The sequence below is a fragment of the Halobellus inordinatus genome, from assembly GCF_024498335.1.
In the GTDB taxonomy this organism is placed as follows: Archaea; Halobacteriota; Halobacteria; order Halobacteriales; family Haloferacaceae; genus Haloquadratum; species Haloquadratum inordinatus.
In genome coordinates this window covers 599,907-621,065 of record NZ_CP101825.1, presented here as the reverse complement: position 1 = coordinate 621,065, position 21,159 = coordinate 599,907, and the positions used below count along the sequence as shown (strand labels likewise).

Sequence of the window (21,159 nt, the reverse complement as noted above, 5' to 3'; positions counted from 1 at the left end):
TCTGCGTCGCATTCTCTTCGGATGGACTACACTTCGTCGTCGGGCTCGTACTGTTCACGCATCCGTTCGACTTCCGCAGCGTAGCGGTCTCGGACTTCGTCGTCGACCGGTTCGAGGTCGTCACGGTCGACGTCCACGGCGGCCGTCGTCCCGACCCCGCGCTGTCGCATAATCGTCGTCGACACCTGCTTTCGACGGAGCTGTGACCCGTCGGGCGTCGCATACACCATATCGACGAGTCCGCGGTCAGTGTACGTCCGTTCGACGAGCCAGCAGCGAACCGTGTTGTCGTCGGTGGAATCGTCGCCGTCGTCCATACTCCGAGGATCGGCGAGGAGCGGTTTGTAGCTACCGTCTCGGTGGCTCGACGGCTGCGCGGTCAACTTTCTTACTGTCGTCCGGCGTATCTCCCACTATGCCCTCCACACGATCCGCCGCCGTTTATCGGTGGCTCACCGCACAGCGACAGCTCACGATATTCACTGCGATCGCGATCGCGCTCCCCACGGCCTACGCGTTCCAGTCGCGCGTCGGAACGGATACAGGCGGCTTCCTGCTCTTGCTGCTCCTCGGTGTCGGCGTGCCGACGGCGTACGAGGAGTACTGGCCGCCCTACGATCGGGCGTGGCAGGCGGTCCTCTGGACCGTCCTCGTGGGAGCGGTGGCAGCAGCAGAGTTCACGGCGTTCTATCTCATCGGGACGGACGTTCTGGAGCTTGCTCCCCGTTCGAGCACCGCCGGCGCGTTCCTCCTCACGAGTCTCCAAAACCTCGCGTTCCTCACTGTCCGCCGCCGAGCAGCGCAGCCGTAACTGTCTCAGGTCACATCGCCACCCGCGGATCACGTCACTCTCAAGCCTATTCGCCCGCTACATCGACTCGATGGAGCGCAGCGAACTTCGCGACCGCGCCGCGGAGTTACCGACCGACCCCGGCGTCTATCAGTTTCTCGACGGCGAGGACGTCCTCTACGTCGGCAAGGCCGTCGACGTCCGAGATCGCGTCCGCTCGTACGCCGATCCGCGCGGCGAGCGCATCCGGCAGATGGTCGAGCGCGCTCGGTCTATCGACGTCGCCGTAACCGACACCGAGACGCAGGCGCTGCTTCTCGAAGCGAATCTGATAAAGCGCCATCAGCCGCGGTACAACGTCCGGTTGAAGGACGACAAGTCCTATCCATTGGTCCAGCTCACCGACCATCCAATCTCACGGATCGCGGTCACGAGAGATCCCGACCCCGGTGCGACCGTCTTCGGCCCGTTCACCGACAAGGGGCGAGTCGAGACCGTGGTGAAAGCGCTCAGAGAGACCTACGGCCTCCGTGGCTGCTCGGATCACAAGTACGCGAACCGCGACCGCCCGTGTCTCGACTACGAGATGGGCCTGTGTAGCGCGCCCTGTACCGACGAGATCGACGCCGACGCCTACCGGGAGGACGTCGCGTCGGTGGTCCGCTTCTTCGAGGGCGAGACCGGCGTCCTTGCCGACCCGCTCCGGCGCGCGATGGAGAACGCGGCGGAGGCCGAACAGTTCGAGCGCGCGGCGAACCTCCGCGACCGCCTCGATGCGGTCGAATCGTTCCACGGCGCGGGCGAGGAGGCCGTCTCAGCGCAGTCCGACGAACGAGCGGTCGACGTTCTCGGTGTATCGGTCGAAGGCGACACCGCAACCGTCGCGCGACTCCACAGCGAACGCGGCCAGCTAGTCGACCGCTCGCGGCACCGTCTCGACGCGCCCGAGGGCGGCGAGCGGTCCGCCGCCGTCCTCACGGCGTTCCTCACGCAGTACTACGCCGAGCGCGACTTCCCCGATGCGATCCTCTGTTCGGAGCGTCCGGACGACGACGACGTGACGGCGTGGCTCAACGCCGAGGGCGTCGACGTCCGCGTGCCTGGCGCGGGACGCGAGGCGAAGCTCGTCGACCTCGCGCTCAAGAACGCCCGGAGCGGGCCGGACCGCGGCGACGAACTCGGGGCGCTCGCGAACGCGCTGGGGCTGTCGACCGTCGACCGGATCGAGGGGTTCGACGTGAGCCACGCCGGCGGGAAAGCCGTCGTCGGCAGCGACGTCTGTTTCGTCGACGGCTCCGCCGAGAAATCCGACTACCGGCGGAAGCGACTCCCCGACGGCAACGACGACTACGCGAGTATGCGCGCACTCGTCCGCTGGCGGGCCGAACGGGCGATCGAGGGGCGAGACGATCGACCCGATCCCGACCTCCTGTTGATCGACGGCGGCGACGGCCAACTCGGGGCCGCGCAGGCCGCACTCTCCGAGACTGGCTGGGACGTGCCAGTCGTCGCGCTCGCGAAGGAAGACGAACTCGTCGTCACCCCTGATCGGGTTTACGACTGGGCGGACGACGACCCCGCGTTGCACGTCCTCCAGCGCGTCCGCGACGAGGCGCACCGCTTCGCGGTCCAGTACCACCAGACGCTCCGCGACGACGTCCGGACGGTGCTCGAAGACGTCCCGGGTGTCGGCGCCGAGACGCGGCGGGCGCTCCTCAGGCGGTTCGGGAGCGTCGAGAACGTCCGCGCGGCGTCGACTGCAGATCTGATCGACGTCCCGGGCGTCGGCGAGAAGACGGCGCAGTCGATACGCGAACGGCTGTGATGCGCTTTTGGGGTCCTGCGACCGCGCGAATATAGCCTGTTGGGGCGAACAGTCGACACACGTCCCTGCTCCCGCGCCGACGTGCCGAGCGACCGCTACCCGGCGCGGGACCTCGTTTAGGTCACGCCGGGCCTGGCCCCGGCATCGGATATAAACGCTCGGTCGGAGACCGATCGCGCCGCCGCTCTGCAATCCAGTTCGGAGTGTAGTTTGGTACCACTAGGCAGAATCCTTAATAGTCCTTCCTGCACCAGGTCGAGGTATGGACGACATCTTCGTCGCACGGGTAATGTCCTCGCCAGTACACACTGTCTCGCCGGACACGCTCGTCGAGGAGGCCGCACAGAAGATGCTGGACGCAGAGATCGGCTCGGTCGTCGTCGTCGACGACGGCCAACTCGTCGGGATCTTGACCAACACCGACTTCGTGAAGATCGTCGCCGAGCGGAAGCCGAAGGACCAGACGCCCGTCTCCGCGTACATGTCCGACGCCGACGTCACGACGACGGCGCAGGTCCCGATCGCCGACGTCGCCGACTCGATGATCGAACACGGCATCCACCACGTGCCCGTCGTCGACGCCGACGACGCGGTCATCGGGATGGTCACGACGACCGACCTGGCGTCGTACATCTCGCATCTCGAAGCCGCGAAGGCGTAGCCGGGCCGAACGACTGTCGCGCCGACGAAAAGACGTATTAGCGTCACTTTCGAAGCCCGTGGCGTGACTGGTCCCTCCCTCTCACGCCGTTCCCTCCTCCGCGGTGGCGCCGCCGCGGGCCTCGCCGCGCTCGCTGGCTGCGGCGCCGTGGCCGCCGCGGGGCCGTGGGCCGTCCCCGTGCCCGACGGGGTCTCACACCAGGACGTCGCCGTCGTGCGCCCGCCACACCGGGATGTCGCGATCGAGCACCTCCGCGACCTCCTCGAGCGTGCCGAACCGATCGTCGAACGCGCGCGCTCGGCTGGCGTCTTCGAGGGCGAACGGTTCCTCGGCTACGAAGGAAGCGTCGCGTCCGCGCGAGAGTTCCTCGACGGCTCGCACGCGGCCTCGTTCGATACGATCAGTGAAGCCCGGTACCACGTCCGGTACGTCGCCGAGACGTTCGGCGTTGCCGCCGCCGGCCTCGACGACGTGTCTATCGAGCCGTCCGGCGCGGCACAGACTGGCCCGGCCGCGGGCATCGAAGACTTGGTCGGGACGCTCAGTTACGAGAGCGACGCGCCCGCGGAGACGATGGTCTGGATCGACCTCGTGGAGTCGTGGCTCCACGCGGCGATGATCGCCGGCAAGAACGCCGAAGTCGACCGCGACGAACTCGCAGAGAAGCCCGAACGCGTCCGCAAGAAGGCGCTGGCTCGGGCCGTCCGAAACCACGAGCGCTCCGTCCGGTTTCTGAGTGACGCCCGCCAGTTCTATCGGACGTTCCGTGCTCGGCAGTCCGCTCCCGCGTCGATCGGACTCACGGCGGCCCGCGAGACGTACCGCGAGCGTGCACAGGAGTCGTCGCACGACAACGAGTGGTACCACGAGCGTCACACCGACGAGGAGACGCCGCGCGACACCGCGTGGAATCGACTCTTGACGCTCCACCCGGGTGAAAACAGCCTCGACGACGCCGAGTGGGCGCGTCGAGACGGGCTCTCCGGGCTCGAAACGGTCCAACTCGCGGAAGCGGCCGTCGAATTCCAGGGCTTTTCGACCGGCCGTGACGCCGTCGAGCGGTTGCGCGGTCGCCAGTCGATCCCGAAGCGACTGCTGCTCGACGCGAAACGGCGGGCCGTCGACGGCGCGTATCGGATTGCCGCCGCAGGCGACCCCTTCGAGAAATGGCTCCTGCGTCGGGCAGCGATGTACCTCTCGAAGGGAGACCGATTCCTCACCGACGGCGAGATCCTCGACAACTATCCGCGAGCGCACGCGCTGGCCTGCTACGGGGTTGCGGTCGGCGTCGTGGACGCGATCCCGTCGGTCGCGAGCGTCGTGACGGACTGAGTCCCGTTCGAGCGGCGAAAAAATCAGGTGTAGGGAAGGTTCCGGCTGCTCCGTTCGAGTCTACGCGATCTTCTCGTACTGCTCTGAGAGCTTCTCTGCGGCGTCGTCCATCAGGTCCGCCTCGTAGTCGTCGAGGTCCCACTCGACGACCTCCTCGACGCCGTCGGAGCCGAGTTTGACGGGGACGCCGAAGGCGGTGTCTTCGTAGCCGAATTCGCCGTCGAGCGCGATCGAACCCGGGAGAACCGCGCCGGTGTCGCGGAGGATGGCCTCGACCATGTGTGCGACGCCGGTCGCGGGCCCCCACTGAGTCGCGCCCTTCCGTTCGATAACGTCCATCGCGGACTCCTGAAGGTCGCCCAAGATCTCCTCGCGCTCGTCGGCGGAGAACTCGGGGTCCGTGCCGTCGACGCGGACCTTCGAGAAGACGGGGACTTGCGCGTCGCCGTGTTCGCCGAGGATCGTCGCCTCGACGTTCTTCACGGGCACGTCGAAGCGCTGGCTGAGCACGTAGCGGAAGCGCGCGGAGTCGAGGCGGCCGCCGAAGCCGATCACCTTGTGGCGGTCGCGGTCGCCGGACTCGTAGAGGTGGCGGTTCAGCAGGTCGACGGGATTCGAGGTCGTCACGGACACGAAGTCGTCGTTGTGCTCGGCGAGCGAGGAGCCGATATCGGCCATAATCGGCGCGTTGTCGCCCGCGAGGTCGATTCGCGTCTGTCCGGGCTGTCGGGGGATCCCGGCGGTGATGACGACGACGTCCGAACCGGCGGTGTCCTCGTAGGTGCCCTGTACGACTTCTGTGTTCGAGTCGTAGGCGATCCCGTGGTTCGTGTCCGCGGCCTGTCCGACCGTCTCGTCTTCCTTGTCGGGGATGTCGACGAAGACGAGTTCGTCTACGACGTCACGAAGCGCGAGGTTGTACCCGGCGGCGGCACCGACCGTACCGGCGGCACCGACTACGCTGACTTTCGTCATATCAGCCGAAACAGGGTTCGGAATTCGATTAAACGCTTCGGCTTCGCGGGTCGTCGGATCGCAGTGAAACAGGTAGACGGAACGGAACTCAATTACAGTTCGGACGGACCTCGAGCGCTGTGCCGACGCCGCGTGACTGCCAGACGAGGCTCGACGCACGGCGGTGTCGACAGTCACCGGCTTTCGTGGATCGAATCCCTTACGGTACAGTTCGACACGCCTCGCTACACTCGGCGGTCACAACGATCGCGACGGGACTCCCGAGAGGGAACCGATCGGGAGTACGTCGCGCGAGTGAAATCTCTGATTTCACGAGCGCGACGGGATTCGAACCCGCGACCATCGGATTAGAAGTCCGACGCTCTGTCCAACTGAGCTACGCGCCCTCGTGGGTAGGCACTCGGTGGGCAGTAAAAAGGGATGTGGCTTTCGTCGCCGGCGCGCCCGCGCGAGCGGAACTCGTAAGGTCGGGTGCCGTGAATCGACGCGTAATGAAGGTCATCGGTACCGTCGGACTGCCCGGAAGCGGCAAGGGCGAGGCCGCCGCGGTCGCCCGCGAGGCTGACGTTCCGGTCGTCACGATGGGCGACGTCATCCGTGAGGCCTGCCGCGAGCGCGGCTTCGACCCCGCAGAACACCACGGCGAGATGGCGCGAACGCTCCGCGAGGAGGACGGCCCCGCGGCGATCGCCGAACGCTCGCTGCCACTGATCGAAGCCGAACTGGAAACCCACGACACCGTCCTCGTCGACGGCCTGCGCTCGGAGGTCGAACTCGACCGCTTCCGCGAGGCGTTCGGCGAGGAGTTCCTGCTCGTGAGCATCGAAGCGCCGTTCGAGACCCGCGCCGAGCGACTGCTCGACCGCGCTCGCGACGACTCCGACATCGACAGAGAGGCGCTCCGCGACCGCGAGGAGCGCGAACTCGGATTCGGGATGGGCGAGGTGATGGACCGCGCCGACGTCGTCGTCGAGAATACCGACACCCTCGACGCGTTCCGCGAGCGCATCCGCGCGATCCTCGACCGCGACCTCGCGAGCGTCGACGACGACGAGTCCGTCCAGGTCGCGTCCGACGTCCTCGACCCGTCGGCATCGGACCCGACACCTGAAGCGAACGCGGGTGATCACCGATGATCTACCGCGTGAAGGCTCGGATCGTCGCACCGGTCCGCGATACAGAGGTGACCGCCCGCGTCGAAGACGCCGTCCGGAATCTCTTTCCGAACGTCGAGTTCGAGCACGAAACGGGCGAACTCGCCGGTGAGACGCACTCGCTGGAGCGATTCTCCGAACGACTCCACGAACAGGAGATCCTCGACACGGCCCGCCGAGAGTTCTTCAAGCGAGCGGACGAGGACGGCTTCTCCTTCGCGCTGAAGAAGCAGGCGGCGTTCAAAGGCGTCATCAACTTCGCCGTCGGCAACCCCGACGAACTCGGCGACATCCAGGTCCACGTCACCGTACACGAACCCGACGTCGAGGCGTACATCGACCACGTCGCGCCGCCGACCGAGGACGGCCGTCCGGTCGACGTCGACGACCGCGACTGAACTGCGGCCCCAGGTCGTCCGCGCGGACCGCGTCGGCTCCGACGGTCAGACCGGCGCGAGCAGTATCGCCAACGCGGCGGCGATGAAGACGACTTTCAGCGCCGTGTTGACGGCGATGACTTTCGAGCCGAAGCGCGGTCCCCAGATCCCGTACTGGAACGGGATCGAGCGCTTGAACGTCGAAACCGCGAAGGAGATGATCCCGCCCAGGAGCATCGTCGCCACCGCGGTCCGCGGCGTGAACGTCGATCCCACCATCGGCGCGATCGTCGCGGCTCCGGTCGTCGTGTCGAACGCGAAGACGCCAACCACCAGCAGCGACGCCGCCGGCAGTCCGAGCAGCGACGTCAGTGGCTCTGCGACGCTCGTGATTGACTGGACGTCTTGCGTTCGCACGAGCAGCGTCACGAGGACGTAGACGACCGCGAGCCGCGGGACGATCCGCCGGATCTTCGGCCAGGTCTTCTCGGCCGCGGTGTGGAGTACGTCGGGGACCGACTCCGACTCGTCGTCGGTGGCGTGGTCCGCCGTCGCCGCACGCCCGCCGTCGCCGACTGCGCTCTCTGCGCCGCCGTCGGTCGTCACCGAGTCGTCCTGTCGATCCACCTCTGTCCCTCCCCGCGGGAGCAACACCGCGCCGGCGAGGACGCCGGCGATCGTAATCCCGAGCGCGATCGCGGCGCGCGAACCGACGTAGAGCAGTCCGACTTCGAGACCGAGAATCGGGATCAACACCGGCGCGTAGAAGGTGAAGATGTGCTGGACGAAGCCGAAGAACGTGTTCATCGTGACCGCGATGAGCGTCTCGGCGTCGTCGAGCCGTCCCGATTCGCGGAAGTCCGCGAGCATTCCGTACCCCGCCGTCGTCGAGGCGGCGGTGGTGACGATCGCAGTTCCGACCTCGTCTGGGAGGTTCGCGGGTCGCGTGAGGTACTTCGAGAACGTGGCGATCTTCTCGACGAGGCCGAAGCCGACGGCGACGTTGGCCAGAAAGACGCCGCCGGCGATGAAGACCGCGATGCGGGCGACTCTCGGCGCTACCTCGACGAGCACGGGCCAGACGGTATCGACGGCCGCTCCCGGTTGCACGTCTCACCCTCGGAACCCGGCGGACTAATCGGCGTCGGTTCACGGAGTCGGGATGGCGGAGCAGCGCCGTCCTCGATCACAGGAGCAGTTTCGATCACAGGAGCAGTTGCACGGTCGCAAAGAGGACCACTACCCCGAGGACGTCACAGGTGTTGGTCACGATCGGGATCACGACGTCGTCGGGATCCAGCCGGAAGCGGTAGGCCACGTAGGTTACGGCGACGGTCACCGCGATCGCGAGAATCGCCAGCGCGATACCCGACGCGAGCGAGATTGCGACGACAGTCTGGGGTGCCAACTGCGCGCCGCTCACGAGCGCTGTGAGTCCCCACGCGCCGACGCCGACGACCGGGAAGATCGAGACCGCGAGCGCGAACGTCGCGAGCGCGTTGCCGGCGAGGTTCTCGTCGCGAGGGTCGAACGAGAGCGTCCCGAGGTGGAACGCCGTCGAGAGCCGAGCGGCGAGGATGCTTCCGAGGTTCCCAGCCGTCCCGATCGTCACGGGAACGAGCGCGAGCAGTGTCGGATACTGGAGCAACTGGGTCTCGAAGCGGCCGAGCACGAGACCGCTCCCGACCTCGACGAGCGTCAGGACGAGCAGGATCGGCAGCATCGCCCGCGTGATCGCCCGAACTGTCCACTCGGTCGACACTTAGATCACCTCTGCGAGCGCGAGGACGATCCTGACCGCCGCGAGCAGGAAGAACACGCCGAAGACGTCGCCGGTCGTCGTCACGAGCGGTCCGACGAGCGTGTCGGGGTCGCGACCGCGTCGGTAGCCGGCGAACACCGCGGTGACCACGACCGCAGAGAGCGCGACGCCGGAGAGCAGCCCCGCGAGCAGCGCGATCGCGACCAGTACGGGGAGCGGCGCGACCGAGCTTCCGAGCAGCGAGAGAACCGTGAAGACGGCGACGGCGGCGAACGCCGACGCCAGGAGGCCGTTCGCGAGCGCGGCCGCCACTGCTGACCGGAGTCGTTCGTCGCCGCCGCGGACCCGCGGTTCGACGAGCCCCTGGTGGAGCGCGGTCGAGATCCGTGCTCCGAGCGAGCCGTAGACGTTGCCGCGGGTCGCAAGTAGTGCAGGCACGAGCACGAGGAGTCCCGAGACGTCGCGCAGTTCCGCGCGCATCCCGCTGAGTACGACGCCGGCGATGAGGCCGCCGACGAGGCTCGCGGCGAGCGCCGGGAGCGCCTCGCGGTAAGCCTCGCGTGCGGCGTCCCGGACGGTCATACGGGAGTCGAGAACGCGGGGGGTAAAAAATCGGGCGTGTCCTGGATGCGGACGCCGCCACAGCCGCTACGTTCGAGTCGAAGTTATCCGAACGGTCCGAGACCGCCGCCACCGCCGCCGCCGAGGCCGCCCATTCCGCCGCCTCCGCCCTGATTCTGGAGCTTCTTCATCATCCGCTGCATATCGCCGTCGCCCATCCCTTGGAACTGCTGGATGGTCTGCTCCATCATCTTGTGCTGTTCGAGGAGTTCCTGGACCGTTTCCTCGTCCTTCCCGGAGCCGCGGGCGATCCGGCGGACGCGGGAGGCACCGATCGAACGCGGATTCTCCAGTTCGTTCTCGGTCATCGAGTCCATAATGACGTCGAACGAGTGCATCCGGTCCTGGGTGACGTCCATCGCGTCGTCGGGGAGTTGATCCTTGAAACCGCCGCCGAGGCCCGGGATCATATCGAGGACCTGATCGAGCGGGCCCATCCGGTTCATCGCCTCCATCTGCTTTTGCATATCCTTGAGGGTGAACGAGCCCTCCATGATGTCCTCGGGGTCCCAGTCGTCGTCTTCCTCCTGGGTCTCGGCCATCGCGCGCTCGACGCGCTCGGAGAGCTGTTTCAGGTCGCCCATCCCGAGCAGCCGGGAGATGAAGCCGTTGGGCTCGAAGCGCTCGATGTCTTGGACGGTCTCGCCCGTCCCGAGGAAGGCGATCGAGGAGCCGGTTTCGTTGACGGCCGTCAGCGCGCCGCCACCCTTCGCCGTCCCGTCGAGTTTGGTGACGACGACGCCGCCGATGCCGATGGCGTCGTCGAACTCGCGGGCCTGCTCTTTCGCGCCCTGCCCGATCGCAGCGTCCAGCACCAGGAGCGAGCGGTCCGGTTCGACGACGTCTTCGATCTCCTCGATCTCGGCGATGAGGTCGTCCTCGAGCGCGTGTCGCCCGGCGGTGTCGACGATGTGAACGTCGGCGTCTTCCGTCGCTTCGAGGCCCTCGCGGGCGATCTTGACGGGGTCGGACTCGTCGGGGTCGCCGTAGAACGACACCTCGGCGCGCTCGCACATCTGCTTGGCCTGGTCGTACGCGCCGGGGCGGAAGGTGTCCGTCTGGATGACGGCGGGACGGAGTCCCTTCTTCGAGAACCACCACGCCATCTTCGCAGCGCTCGTGGTCTTCCCCGACCCCTGGAGGCCAGCGAGGAGAATCGTCTGCGACTCCAGCGGTAGCTCGGTGGATTCGCCGACGAGGTCGACGAGTTCCTCGTAGACGATCTTGAGGACGTGATCCCGTGCGGAGGTGCCGGCGGGCGGTTCTTCTTCTGTCGCGCGTTCTTCGATGGACGAGGAGAGGTCCATCACGAGGCTGACGTCGACGTCTGCAGAGAGCAGCGAGCGCTGGATCTCCTTGACGATCTCCTCGACGTCCTCCTCGTCGAGGCGGGATTTCCCCTGCAGCTTATCCAGACTGCTGCGGAGGGAACTCCCGAGATTGTCGAGTACCATTACCACCTCCTACGCCGCCACGCGGGTAAAGGCTTTTTCTGCGCCGCGGACGACGCTGCGGTGATGGCGGTCCTTCCCGACCTCTCGACGTATCTCGCGTTCTGTGCGGCGGCAGTCGCGCTCATTCTCACGCCGGGACCGGACACGATGTACGTCCTCACGCGGGGGATCCAGAGCCGCGACGCCGGCGTGCGCTCCGCGCTCGGGATCGCGACGGGCGTGCTCTTTCACACCGCGGCGGCGTCGCTCGGCCTCGCCGCCCTCCTCCGCGCCGCGCCCGCGGCCTATCAGGTCGTGAAGTACGTCGGCGCGGCGTATCTGCTCTACCTCGGCGTGCAGGCGATCCGCAACGACGAGTTCGGGTCCGCAGCCGGAGCCGACTCGGGGACGGAACCGGACGGAGACGCAGCGGCTGCAACCGCGACTGGAAGTTTTCGCCGGGGCGTCCTCGTCAACGCGCTCAATCCGAAAGTCGCGCTGTTCTTTCTCGCCTTTCTCCCCGGGTTCGCCGGGTCGGGGCCGGACGCCGCGCCGCGGATGCTCCTCCTCGGAGCGACGTACGCCGCCTTGACGGCGGTGTACCTCGGCGGTATCGGCGTCGCGTCCGGGCGGGTCGGGCGGGCGCTGTCCTCGTCGGCGACGACCTCCCGGCTGAGTTGGCTCGGCGGCGGTGCGATGATCTCGCTCGGACTGGCGCTGGCGGTCGAATAGCTCTCCCGAGTGCGTCCCTGACCCGTTCGCACGGTGTTCGTCTCACGACGGCACACACTCCGATGAGGAGGGCCCCAGGAATATCATATACATTTATTATATTTCCGAACGTACTAGAGGTACGTATGACAGAATCGATCAGACTCAATAGAATCGGCACGGTCTTCTCTGGGCTCTCGTTCCCCGTGTCGCCGTCGCGCGTGACCAGCGAGTGCGGTGACCTGACAGTCCGACTGGCCGAGGGCTCGGTCACCGTGGGCGAGGTGATCCAGCAGTCTGACAGCGACCGCTTCACCTCGAGCGACGACCTCGAACTGGAGTTTCTGAACCTCCTGCCCAGATCGGCGGTCGGCGAGCCGTTCCAGTCCGACGGCGACGCGTAGGCGGCGGAGTTATCGAAAATCGAAACGCGGCTACGGCTATCGAAGAACGGCTACGATTCCTCGCCCACCAGACGTTCGACCATCCGCTCGGGGTCGAATCGCTCGATGTCGTCGTAGCCCTGTCCGACGCCGAGGAACAGGATCGGCTTGCCCGTGACGTACGCGATGGAGATGGCCGCGCCGCCGTTGGAGTCGGCGTCGGCCTTCGTGAGGATCGCGCCGTCGATCTCGGCGGCGTCGTTGAACGTCTTCGCGCGCTCGACGGCGTCTTGGCCCGCGACCGCCTCGTCGACGAACAGCGTCATATCGGGGTCGACGACGCGGTCGATCTTCTCCAGTTGGGACATCAGGTCGTTCGAGGTGTGGAGCCGACCTGCGGTGTCGCCGAGGACGACGTCGATGTCGTGTGCCTCGGCGTACTCGACGGCGTCGTAGAGCACGGCGGCGGGGTCGCCACCCTGCTCGTGGGCGATGAGTTTCGTGTCGAGGTTGTCCGCGTGCTTTTGGATCTGCTCGTTCGCGCCGGCGCGGTAGGTGTCGCCGTTCGCGAGGACGACCGAGAGCCCGCGGTTCTCGAAGTAGCGGGCCAACTTCGCGATGCTCGTCGTCTTCCCGACGCCGTTGACGCCGGTGAAGACGATCGTGACCGGCTTCTCCGCCGACTCGACGCGCGCGTCGAAGTCGAACTGCCCCACGCTGATGACTTCGTAGAGCGCGTCGTGGAGCGCGGTCTCGACGAGTTCGCCCGTGGTCTCGACCTGCGCGCGCGTCTCGCCGATCATCTTCTCGCGGACGGTGTCGAGGATCTCCTCGGCGACGTTCATCTCGACGTCGCTTTCGAGGAGCGCCATTTCGAGTTCCCAGAGAGGGTCTTCGAGGTCTTCTTCCTCGATGATCACTTTCCCCGTGGCGAACGCTGCGGCGCGCTTGAGCCGACCGGGACCGGAGTCGTCCTCCTCGTCTTCGTCCTGCAGCGCGGCTGCGGCCTCCTCGGAGGCGAGCGAGGCAGGCTGTTCGTCCGCAGCGTCTGCCTCGGTCGCTGCGGTCTCACCACCGGTTTCTGCTGCGGCTTCATCGCCGGTTGCCGCTGTCGTCTCGGACGTCTCGCGGTCTACCTCAGTGGTCGCAGTTTCCGCGCTCTCGTCGCCGGGTTCGGCCGTTTCCGCGGCGACAGTGTCTGGTTCGGTGACCTCGCCACCCTCTGGTGTCGTTTCGGTCCCCTCCTCGGCGGATGCCGCCGTTTCGACTCCGCCGGCGGCGTCCTCGATGTCCGCCGCCTCGGCCTCGGATTCGTCGAGTTCGGCCGCTGATTCCTCTGCTTTCTCTTCGGCCGTCTCCTCGACGTCTTCGCGGAAACTGTTGAGCTTCTTTTTCAGTCCGTCGAACATAGTTGTCTGCCGCTGTTACGTGGTCGTCTACCGTCTGGGTGCTGCTTCTACGGCGGCGAACCCGTAAATCGAGTCTGCGGTTGCGTTATTCGTCGTCGCCTTCCTGCATCTGCTGCATCTGCTGCATCTGCTGTTGCTGCATCTGCTGTTGCATCTGCTGGGCCTGCTGTTCGAGCTCGGAGCTCTCGTCTTCGAGTTCGTCGATGTCCTCGCGGACCTCGTCGATGCGGTCGTCGAGAGCGTCCTGCTTCGTCTGCAGCGCGCTGACGGCGTCGTCTGCGGGCTGTTCGGCCGCGAAGTCGCCGCCGAGGTCGACGATGACTTCGTCGATGTTCTGGATCTCCGCGCGGAGGTACGCGCCGCCGCCGAGGGGGACCTGCACGGTCGATCCCGTCTCGAGCGTCTCGATCGCTTCGATCGCTTCGTCGATCTCCGTCTGCTCGGACTGGAGATCGTCGACCTCGGATTCCAGCGTCTCGATTTCCTCGTCGATCGCCTGCAGTTCCTGGGAGAGCTGCTGGAGTTGCTGCTGACCGCCGCCGCCCATCATGCTGCGGCCTCCGTTGCGATTTCGTCGATCTCGATCTGAGTCCGCTTCAGACCGTGCTGACTCCCGACGTTCGCGTAGACGCGCTCGCGAGCGACGTTCTCGTTCGGAGCCTCGACGACTGTGTTGAACTCGCTGAATCCGTCGCGGCTCTGGAACCGGCCGCTCACTGCGAACTTACTCATACCGTTCGATTCCCGAGCGAGCGGGAAGTATCTTCCTACTCGGGCTCCCGAAAACGGGCGCGAGTCACGCCGTGAGAGCGGCTCTCAGAAACGCCGTTCGGAGCAAAAGTCGGAGGCGGCGATCGTACTGGACGCTCCTCTGCAGACGGTGATACCGACGGGGAGAACGCGAGGTTACTCGAGGTAGCCGAGGGCGTCCTCGATCCGGCTCAGTTCCGGGCCGGTGGTGTCCTCGCCGGCGACGTAGCTCGTCTCGTTGGCGACGAGCCCGGAGCCGACGAGCGGTGCGCCGTAGTTGACGGTCCCGATGTCCGCGCGAACGTCGAGGTGCGCTTCGAGCGCTTCGAGTTCGGGCTCGCGGGATTTCGGGTGACACAGCGCGCCCTCGTTGGTCGCGACGGCGGCCGTCCCGACGGTCTGGACGTCCGCGAGGTCGCCGCGCTCGGCGGGGACGCCGAGCGCGGATTCGACGGCGTCGACGGCCTCCTCGGTGAGGTCGGGGTGGACGTACGCCCCGTAATCGTTCGCGAGAACGACGTTCCCGGCGGCGTTGATGTGGCCGGGAAGTTCTGTGATGGGGACGTCCGCGGCGGATTCGATGGCCTCCTTCTCGCGCTCGGTCGCCTGGCTCGTCACCAGGATCCCGTTCTCGTTGCCGGTCGCGAGCGCGCCGACGGTTCCGGAGCCGCCGACGGTCGTCGTCACGGCCGGAACGTCGAGTTCGTCGGCCATCGCGTCGACGACGTCGTCTTCGGCGTCCGAGCGAACGATGAGTACGTCGTCCGTCGCACGGGCGAACACGCCGACGTAGGGCGACCCGGCGAAGGAGGCGCGGAGCACGTTATTCTGCCGGCTCCGCTTCGACGATGGACTCGCCGTCCTCGTCGAATCGGGCGGCGCGGACGCGGAGCTTGCTCGGGGGCTTCTGCTTGCCGCGTGCCCACACCGTCTCGTTGAGCGAGGGGTCCAGACGGACGTCGTCTTCCTCGACCGAGAAGTGCTTCGCGAGGTGCTCTCGGATCAGAGACATCGCTCGACCCGCGCGCTCGTGGGCGGGGACGACGCTGACGTCTCGGAGCGGTACCGTGATGACGCGCTCTTCGAAGTCGCTGGCGCTCATTCTTACTCGTCCGTGTCACTCCGCCGCCAGTTGCGACGCTTGGGGTTTCGCGTGACTTCCATGTCCGTCTTCATCATCACCCAGGCCGGAACGCGCGTGTTCTGGCGTTCCAGTTTGGCCAGACGCTTCTTCTTGGCCTTCGACTTCTTGCTCATAGTGCTCGTCTGTTTCCCCGGATCGCATAAAATCTTGTTCCTTCGACGCCGCTCGCGTGCGAGCGCCTCACAGCCCCGAACGATGCTGTTTCACTCTGATCTGCCCCGTGCCGAGCTGTCGCCGCCGCGCCGTTTCGAGATATTCAACACCGCCCGTGTCGTCTCTCACGTCAATGCGTAATCTGACTACCTTCGTCTTTCTGCTCGCGGCCGCCATCTGGGGCACCGCGTTTATGGTGACGAAGGCCGGCCTCGCGTGGATCCCGCCCGCTCTCTTTGCTGCGCTTCGCTTCGACCTGGCTGCGATCGTGCTCTTCGCGCTCGCGACGTGGCGCGGCGATCGGATCCGTCCCCACGGTGCGGAGTGGCGGCCGATTCTGACCGGCGGCGTTCTCCTCATCGGAATCCACCACGCGTTCTTGTTCTCCGGACAGGTGTACGTCACGAGCGCCGTCGCAGCCGTCCTGCTCGGTCTCATCCCCGTCATCACGCCGACGCTGACGCGACTGTCGTCGACGCGAGAGCGACTCACGCCGAGCGGCGTTGTCGGGGTCGCGCTCGGCTTCGTCGGCGTCGTCACCATCGCGAATCCGGATCCGGCCAACCTCGTCGGGGCGGACCTCCTCGGAGTGGCACTCGTGCTCGGTTCGGCGGTCACCTTCGCCGTCGGCGCGGTGCTCACGCACGACGCCGCCGACACGATGCCGATGCTGGCCGAACAGGCGTGGGTGATGTTCGTCGGCGCGGTCGTCCTCCACGTGACGAGCGTCGCGCTGCCGTGGGAGTCGGCGGCCGACGTCGTCTGGTCGCTCGAAGCGGTCGTCTCGCTCGGCTACCTCGCCGTCGTCGCGGGCGCGGGCGGATTCGGCCTGTACTTCTGGCTGCTTCGTCGCGTCGGCCCCGTGGAGGTCAGTCTCTTAGAGTACGTCATTCCGATCTTCGCCGCCATCTCGGGGTGGATCGCGCTCGAGGAGCGACTCGCGCCGACGACCGTGCTGGGCTTTGCGATCATCTTCGTCGGGTTCGTACTCGTCAAGCGGACGACGATCCGGAACGGACTCCGGCGGTGGCGAGACGGGTCGACGCCGCAGGCGCAGCAGGCCGATTGAGCGCCGGTGATCGCCCAGCCCAGCAGCCGTGATTGTCCAGCCCAGCAGCCGTGATTGTCCAGCCCAGCAGCCGGTGATCGCCCGGCTGCGCAACGCCTCTCCCTCACAACGGGAATGCTTCGACCGTCTCGTACACCGGACCGTCGGAGCGCAGCGTGCTCTCTTTCAATCTGATCTCGTCGACGCGGAACGAGCCGATGTCCGGGTCCGTCTCGCGGACGACCCGCTGCACGAGGTCTTTCCCGCGCGCGTCGTCCATCCGCGCGATGGTGATGTGCGGCGTGAAGTCGTGATCGTCGCCCTCGAACCCGAGCTCGGCCAGTTCGCGCTCGACGGCGCTCTGGAGTCGTCTCGTCTCCGCACCGCCGACACCCTCGCGGACGCCCGCCCAGACCACGCTGATATAACTCTGTGACGGAAAGACGCCGAAGCCGCCGACCCGAAACTCGAAGGGGTCGACGTCGGCGTCGGCGACCGCGCGCTCCAGTGCCGCTTCGATCTCCTCGATGCGATCCGGGTCCGTCTCGCCGAGGAACTGGAGCGTCAGGTGGGCCTGCTCGGGGTCGACGAAGCGGAGCCCCTCGGCGTCTGCGAACCGCTCTTGTGCGTCCGCGACGGCCGCCGCGAGCCGATCGGGAAGGTCGATGCTGACGAAGAGGCGCATACCTCGGCGTACGCGCTCGGCGATGAAAACGCTCCGCCCGCGAGTGAGATCACAGTGCTCCCGTTCGATTTTGTTCAGATCGCGGACCGGATCGCGAATTTCGCCCGCTTCGACCGCCGCGAGCGGGAAACTTATGCCCGTACCGCCATCGAGAGAGACACGATGACAGGCGAGGGCTCGGGACGGACCCGAACCGACCGGACGGCACTCGATCCACCGGCGTGGTTCCGCCAGCAGGCAGTCGTCTCTGATCCCGATATCTACGAGACCTTCGCCGACGAGTGGCCCGACTGCTGGCGTCGGGCGGGCGAGTTACTCGACTGGGACGATTTCCCCGAGACGGTCTTCCGCGGCGGGGAGACGCCTCCGTTCGAGTGGTTCCCCGGTGGGACGCTCAACGCCTCGGTCAACTGTGTCGACCGCCACCTTCCCGAGCGCAAGAATCAGCGCGCGCTCGTCTGGGAGGGCCACCTCGGCGACTCCCGGAGCTACACCTACCTCGAACTCCACCGCGAGGTCAACGCCGCGGCGGCGGCCCTGCGCGAACTGGGCGTCGAGGCCGGCGACGTCGTGACGCTGTATCTGCCGATGGTCCCCGAGCTTCCGGTGACAATGCTCGCGTGTGCGCGCCTCGGCGCGATTCACAACGTCGTCTTCGCCGGCTTCTCCGCCGACGCGCTCGCCGAGCGGATGGCCCGCTCTACGTCGGCGTACCTCGTCACCTGCGACGGCTACTACCGCCGCGGCGACGCCATCGCGCAGAAGAACAAAGCCGACAACGCCCGCCTCGCGCTCGATCACGACGTCGAAGTCGTGGTCCTCGATCACCTCGGCCAGGGCGTGCATCTCGGCCCGGGCTATCACGACTACGGTGAGCTGATCGACGCCCACCGCGGGGACGAGGTCGAGCCCGTCTCGCGGGCGGCCTCGGACCCGCTCTTTCAGATCTACACGTCGGGGACGACCGGCGAACCGCGCGGCGTCACGCACACGACCGGCGGCTATCTCGCGCACGTCGCCTGGACCGCGCGCTCCGTGCTCGACATCCGGCCGGAGGATACTCACTGGTGTTCGGCCGACATCGGCTGGATCACGGGCCACTCCTACATCGTCTACGGGCCGCTCGCGCTCGGCACCACGACGATGCTGTACGGCGGCACCGCCGACCACCCGGAGAAGGACCGCCTCTGGGAACTGGTCGACCGCCACGCAGTCGACGTGTTCTACACCGCGCCGACGGCGATTCGCGCGTTTATGAAGTGGGGCGCGGAGTACCCCGACCGCCACGACCTCTCCAGTCTCAGGCTTCTCGGCAGCGTGGGCGAACCCATCGACGAACCAACCTGGCGCTGGTACCACGAGCACATCGGCGGCGGCGAGTGCCCCGTCGTCGACACCTGGTGGCAGACCGAGACCGGCGCGATCCTCGTCTCGACGCTCCCTGGCGTCGACGCGATGAAACCCGGCGCGGCGGGCAAACCTCTCCCCGGCATCGACGCGGCGGTCGTCGACGGCCGCGGCGAACCAGTCGAACCCGACGAGTCGGGCGAACTCGCGATCACTCGCCCCTGGCCGGGGATGCCGCGCGCCCTCGCGACCGGCACTGACTGGGGGGCACACGACGGCGGCCCCTGGCGTTACTACCCGGAAGACGGCGCTCGCCAGGACGCGGACGGGTACATCACGTTCCTGGGACGCATCGACGAGGCGGTCAACGTCGCCGGCCGCCGGTTCAGCACGATGGAACTGGAGTCGACCATCGTCGGCGTCGCGGGCGTCGCCGAGGCAGCCGTCGTCGGGGCCGACCACGACACCACCGGGACGGCGATCTACGCCTACGTCGCGCCCGAACGCGACGCCGCCGAGTCCGACCTGCGCGGACGGATCCGGGCGGCGGTCGAAGACGCCATCGGCGGCGTCGCCACCCCCGAGGAGATCGTCTTCACGCCGGATCTCCCCAAGACACGTTCCGGAAAGGTGATGCGCCGACTCCTGCGGGCGGTCGCTAACGACGAGACGCTCGGCGACACCTCCGCGCTTCGCAACCCCGAGATTCTCGGTGAGATCCGGTCTCGAACGCGGGAGCGATGACGTTTCGCTTATTCGAATAAAAACGAAACCAGCTTTTCGACGCCATCTACCCAGCAGAGGCAGACAGATCATTTATCTCCCGCGACGTCCGAGGTTCTGCCTCGAAAATCCACATCTTTATTTCGCTTTCTTTGAATACGTCGAAACAGGATGTCGCCCCTCGACGCCCGCGAGTACGAGCGCCTCCGTCGGGCCACCCGAACGCATCGCGAGGATCTCGTGCTTCGACTCGGTGGCGAGGTCGGTCTCCGTCCAGCGGAGATGGCCCGCGTCCGCCTGGGAGACGTCGAATCGCAGGACGGCCACCACTTTCTCGCGGTGCGAAACGGGGACGGAATCACACGAGAGGCGTACCTCCCGACGGACGTCGAGCACGACCTCCGCAAGTACGCTGGCAGCGTCGGCGTCGGCGACGACGACCCCCTGCTGACGGTCTCGCCGCGGCGACTCCAGATGCTCGTCGGCGAAGTCTCCGCGCGCGTCGAAGGGGTCGACGTCTCCTCGCGGGACCTCCGCTGGCACTTCGCGGCCGACCTGCTCGACGCCGGCGTTCCACCGCACGTCGTCTGCGCAATCGGGGGCTGGGACCGCTTGGACAGCCTCGAACCGCTGCTCACCGACCCCGACCGCGAGGCCGTCGCGGCCGCGTTGGCCGACGACGACGGGTCCGACGTCTCGGCGGAACTCCGCCAGGATGTCGAACTCGCGGCCGACCTCGGAACCGCACTGGTCGGCGCCGCGACGGGGAGAGAAGTCGCCCAGACGGCGTGTGAGCGTCTGGCGGCGGCCGAGGGCATCCGATTCGCGTGGCTCGCCGAACGGACGGGAAACGGGTTCACGTTTCGCGGAGCCGGCGGCATCGACGAGGCCGCTGTCGAGCACGCGCTCGACGAGCACGAAGCGGCCGCCATCGACGCCGTCGAGACGCCGACAGTCGGGGTCGAACAGACCGCGGACGGGCCGCTCGCACTCGTTCCAGTCGTGCGCGAGGGGGCCGCGGCGGGTGTGCTCGCGGTCGGGACCACCGACGCGGTGCGCGAGGACCGTCGGGACGCGCTGGCAGTCCTCGGAACCCAGGTCGGCCACGCCCTCGCGGCCGTCGAGCGAAAGCGCCTCCTGCTCGCAGACACCGTCGTCGAACTCGATTTCCGGTGTCCGACCGAGTCGTCGTTCGTCGCCGACCTCTCGGGGACACTCGAGTGCCACGTGGAACTCTCCGGGATGGTCCCCGTCGGCGGCGGGTCGCTCCTGTACTACCTCGTCGTCGAGGGCGCGGGCGCTGATCCGGTGCTCTCGCACGCTTCGGCGGCCGACGCCGTCGCCGACGCGCGCCTCATCGAGGACTACGGCGACGGAGCCTCCGTCGAGGTCGTCGTGGACGCCTCACCCGCTCTCGCGGCCGTCGAGAGCGGGGCCCGCGTTCGATCGTTGCGCGCCGACGGCGGCGATGCGACGGTTACGGTCGAACTGCCCGGTGAGGCCGACGTCCGCGCGGTCGTCGACGCTGTCACCGACGCGCACCCCTCGGTGTCGCTGGCGGCGAAACACCAGGCCGACCGCTCTGTCGAGACCGACCAGGGATTCCGCGAGCGCCTGGCTGATCGGCTCTCGGATCGCCAGGCGACGGTTCTCCGGGCGGCGTACCACAGCGGCTACTTCGAGTGGCCTCGCGGCTCGACCGCCGAGGAACTGGCTGATTCGCTCGACGTCTCCTCACCGACGCTTCACAACCACCTCAGAAAGGCTCAGCAGAAGCTTTTGACGGCCTTCTTCGACGAGACGCCGGCCTCTCCGTCGACCGCCGACCGTCGCCGCTGAGTGACGTGTATTCGTGGCAGCAGACTGACTCTAACAG

General features: G+C 67.1%; 24 protein-coding genes and 1 tRNA gene. 11 read left to right on the top strand and 14 right to left on the bottom strand.

The features are described from left to right. Positions 1–26 precede the first annotated feature (26 nt). Positions 27–317, bottom strand: a complete 291-nt coding sequence (locus NO362_RS03190) for a DUF7967 family protein (protein ID WP_256546089.1) — start codon at positions 315–317, stop codon at positions 27–29. Positions 318–415: 98 nt separating this feature from the next. Here NO362_RS03190 and NO362_RS03185 point away from each other — a divergent pair, with 98 nt between their 5' ends. The 4 genes from NO362_RS03185 to NO362_RS03170 all read left to right on the top strand — a co-directional run bounded on the left by NO362_RS03185 (position 416) and on the right by NO362_RS03170 (position 4,608). Next, positions 416–811 carry a hypothetical protein gene (locus NO362_RS03185; protein WP_256546088.1) on the top strand — a complete coding sequence of 132 codons (396 nt, stop codon included), beginning with the start codon at positions 416–418 and terminating at the stop codon, positions 809–811. 70 nt (positions 812–881) lie between these two features. Further along, on the top strand, positions 882–2,615 hold the full coding sequence (locus NO362_RS03180) for an excinuclease ABC subunit C (RefSeq protein WP_256546087.1): 1,734 nt from the start codon (positions 882–884) through the stop codon (positions 2,613–2,615). A gap of 262 nt (positions 2,616–2,877) precedes the next feature. Further along, entirely contained in the window at positions 2,878–3,276 is a 399-nt protein-coding gene (locus NO362_RS03175; RefSeq protein WP_121568726.1) for a CBS domain-containing protein, read from the top strand. 63 nt (positions 3,277–3,339) lie between these two features. After that, complete coding sequence (locus NO362_RS03170) at positions 3,340–4,608, top strand: hypothetical protein (protein ID WP_256546086.1); 1,269 nt, start codon at positions 3,340–3,342, stop codon at positions 4,606–4,608. 60 nt (positions 4,609–4,668) lie between these two features. On the opposite strand, the gene mdh is transcribed toward NO362_RS03170, so the two are convergent. Then, entirely contained in the window at positions 4,669–5,583 is a 915-nt protein-coding gene (mdh, locus tag NO362_RS03165) for a malate dehydrogenase (RefSeq protein WP_256546085.1), read from the bottom strand. 312 nt (positions 5,584–5,895) lie between these two features. Then, positions 5,896–5,969 (bottom strand) — tRNA-Arg (locus tag NO362_RS03160). Positions 5,970–6,074: 105 nt separating this feature from the next. Between NO362_RS03160 and NO362_RS03155 the strand changes: the two genes are divergently transcribed. Further along, complete coding sequence (locus tag NO362_RS03155; RefSeq protein ID WP_121568722.1) at positions 6,075–6,719, top strand: AAA family ATPase; 645 nt, start codon at positions 6,075–6,077, stop codon at positions 6,717–6,719. Further along, positions 6,716–7,135 (top strand): RNA-binding domain-containing protein, encoded by a 420-nt coding sequence (locus NO362_RS03150; protein WP_256546084.1) that lies wholly within the window; start codon positions 6,716–6,718, stop codon positions 7,133–7,135. Before NO362_RS03155 ends, NO362_RS03150 begins: the two co-directional genes overlap by 4 nt. Positions 7,136–7,180: 45 nt before the next feature. Here the strand turns inward: NO362_RS03150 and NO362_RS03145 are convergent, their stop codons facing one another. The 4 genes from NO362_RS03145 to NO362_RS03130 all read right to left on the bottom strand — a co-directional run bounded on the left by NO362_RS03145 (position 7,181) and on the right by NO362_RS03130 (position 10,951). After that, the gene (locus NO362_RS03145) at positions 7,181–8,224 is read right to left on the bottom strand and encodes a nucleoside recognition protein (RefSeq protein WP_256546083.1); all 1,044 of its coding nucleotides are present in this window, start codon (positions 8,222–8,224) and stop codon (positions 7,181–7,183) included. A 94-nt stretch (positions 8,225–8,318) separates the two neighbouring features. Continuing rightward, positions 8,319–8,876, bottom strand: coding sequence for a magnesium transporter (locus tag NO362_RS03140; protein WP_256288592.1), 558 nt, complete (start codon positions 8,874–8,876; stop codon positions 8,319–8,321). Then, complete coding sequence (locus NO362_RS03135) at positions 8,877–9,458, bottom strand: magnesium transporter (RefSeq protein ID WP_256546082.1); 582 nt, start codon at positions 9,456–9,458, stop codon at positions 8,877–8,879. It lies immediately after the preceding gene. 83 nt (positions 9,459–9,541) lie between these two features. Then, positions 9,542–10,951 carry a signal recognition particle protein Srp54 gene (locus NO362_RS03130; RefSeq protein ID WP_256288594.1) on the bottom strand — a complete coding sequence of 470 codons (1,410 nt, stop codon included), beginning with the start codon at positions 10,949–10,951 and terminating at the stop codon, positions 9,542–9,544. A gap of 63 nt (positions 10,952–11,014) precedes the next feature. Between NO362_RS03130 and NO362_RS03125 the strand changes: the two genes are divergently transcribed. Both NO362_RS03125 and NO362_RS03120 read left to right on the top strand, forming a co-directional pair. Continuing rightward, positions 11,015–11,662 (top strand): LysE family translocator, encoded by a 648-nt coding sequence (locus NO362_RS03125; RefSeq protein WP_256546081.1) that lies wholly within the window; start codon positions 11,015–11,017, stop codon positions 11,660–11,662. Positions 11,663–11,787: 125 nt separating this feature from the next. Continuing rightward, entirely contained in the window at positions 11,788–12,045 is a 258-nt protein-coding gene (locus tag NO362_RS03120) for a DUF5789 family protein (RefSeq protein WP_256546080.1), read from the top strand. Between the two features lie 50 nt (positions 12,046–12,095). On the opposite strand, the gene ftsY is transcribed toward NO362_RS03120, so the two are convergent. The 6 genes from ftsY to NO362_RS03090 all read right to left on the bottom strand — a co-directional run bounded on the left by ftsY (position 12,096) and on the right by NO362_RS03090 (position 15,440). Beyond that, complete coding sequence (gene ftsY, locus NO362_RS03115) at positions 12,096–13,433, bottom strand: signal recognition particle-docking protein FtsY (RefSeq protein WP_256546079.1); 1,338 nt, start codon at positions 13,431–13,433, stop codon at positions 12,096–12,098. 85 nt (positions 13,434–13,518) lie between these two features. Then, positions 13,519–13,983, bottom strand: coding sequence for a prefoldin subunit alpha (gene pfdA / locus NO362_RS03110; protein WP_256546078.1), 465 nt, complete (start codon positions 13,981–13,983; stop codon positions 13,519–13,521). After that, positions 13,980–14,165 carry a 50S ribosomal protein L18Ae gene (gene rpl18a, locus NO362_RS03105; RefSeq protein WP_256288599.1) on the bottom strand — a complete coding sequence of 62 codons (186 nt, stop codon included), beginning with the start codon at positions 14,163–14,165 and terminating at the stop codon, positions 13,980–13,982. Before rpl18a ends, pfdA begins: the two co-directional genes overlap by 4 nt. A 174-nt stretch (positions 14,166–14,339) precedes the next feature. Further along, entirely contained in the window at positions 14,340–15,005 is a 666-nt protein-coding gene (locus tag NO362_RS03100) for a translation initiation factor IF-6 (protein ID WP_256546077.1), read from the bottom strand. Between the two features lies 1 nt (position 15,006). Beyond that, the gene (locus NO362_RS03095) at positions 15,007–15,285 is read right to left on the bottom strand and encodes a 50S ribosomal protein L31e (protein ID WP_121568711.1); all 279 of its coding nucleotides are present in this window, start codon (positions 15,283–15,285) and stop codon (positions 15,007–15,009) included. Between the two features lie 2 nt (positions 15,286–15,287). Further along, positions 15,288–15,440: a 50S ribosomal protein L39e gene (locus NO362_RS03090; protein ID WP_049985609.1), complete on the bottom strand. Its 153-nt coding sequence runs from the start codon at positions 15,438–15,440 to the stop codon at positions 15,288–15,290. A gap of 173 nt (positions 15,441–15,613) precedes the next feature. Here NO362_RS03090 and NO362_RS03085 point away from each other — a divergent pair, with 173 nt between their 5' ends. Next, positions 15,614–16,549, top strand: a complete 936-nt coding sequence (locus NO362_RS03085; RefSeq protein WP_256546076.1) for a DMT family transporter — start codon at positions 15,614–15,616, stop codon at positions 16,547–16,549. Positions 16,550–16,652: 103 nt separating this feature from the next. Here the strand turns inward: NO362_RS03085 and thpR are convergent, their stop codons facing one another. Beyond that, entirely contained in the window at positions 16,653–17,213 is a 561-nt protein-coding gene (gene thpR, locus NO362_RS03080; RefSeq protein WP_256288602.1) for an RNA 2',3'-cyclic phosphodiesterase, read from the bottom strand. 162 nt (positions 17,214–17,375) lie between these two features. Here thpR and acs point away from each other — a divergent pair, with 162 nt between their 5' ends. Then, on the top strand, positions 17,376–19,304 hold the full coding sequence (acs, locus tag NO362_RS03075) for an acetate--CoA ligase (RefSeq protein WP_256546075.1): 1,929 nt from the start codon (positions 17,376–17,378) through the stop codon (positions 19,302–19,304). Positions 19,305–19,454: 150 nt separating this feature from the next. Then, positions 19,455–21,122, top strand: coding sequence for a bacterio-opsin activator domain-containing protein (locus NO362_RS03070; RefSeq protein ID WP_256546074.1), 1,668 nt, complete (start codon positions 19,455–19,457; stop codon positions 21,120–21,122). Positions 21,123–21,159: the final 37 nt, after the last annotated feature.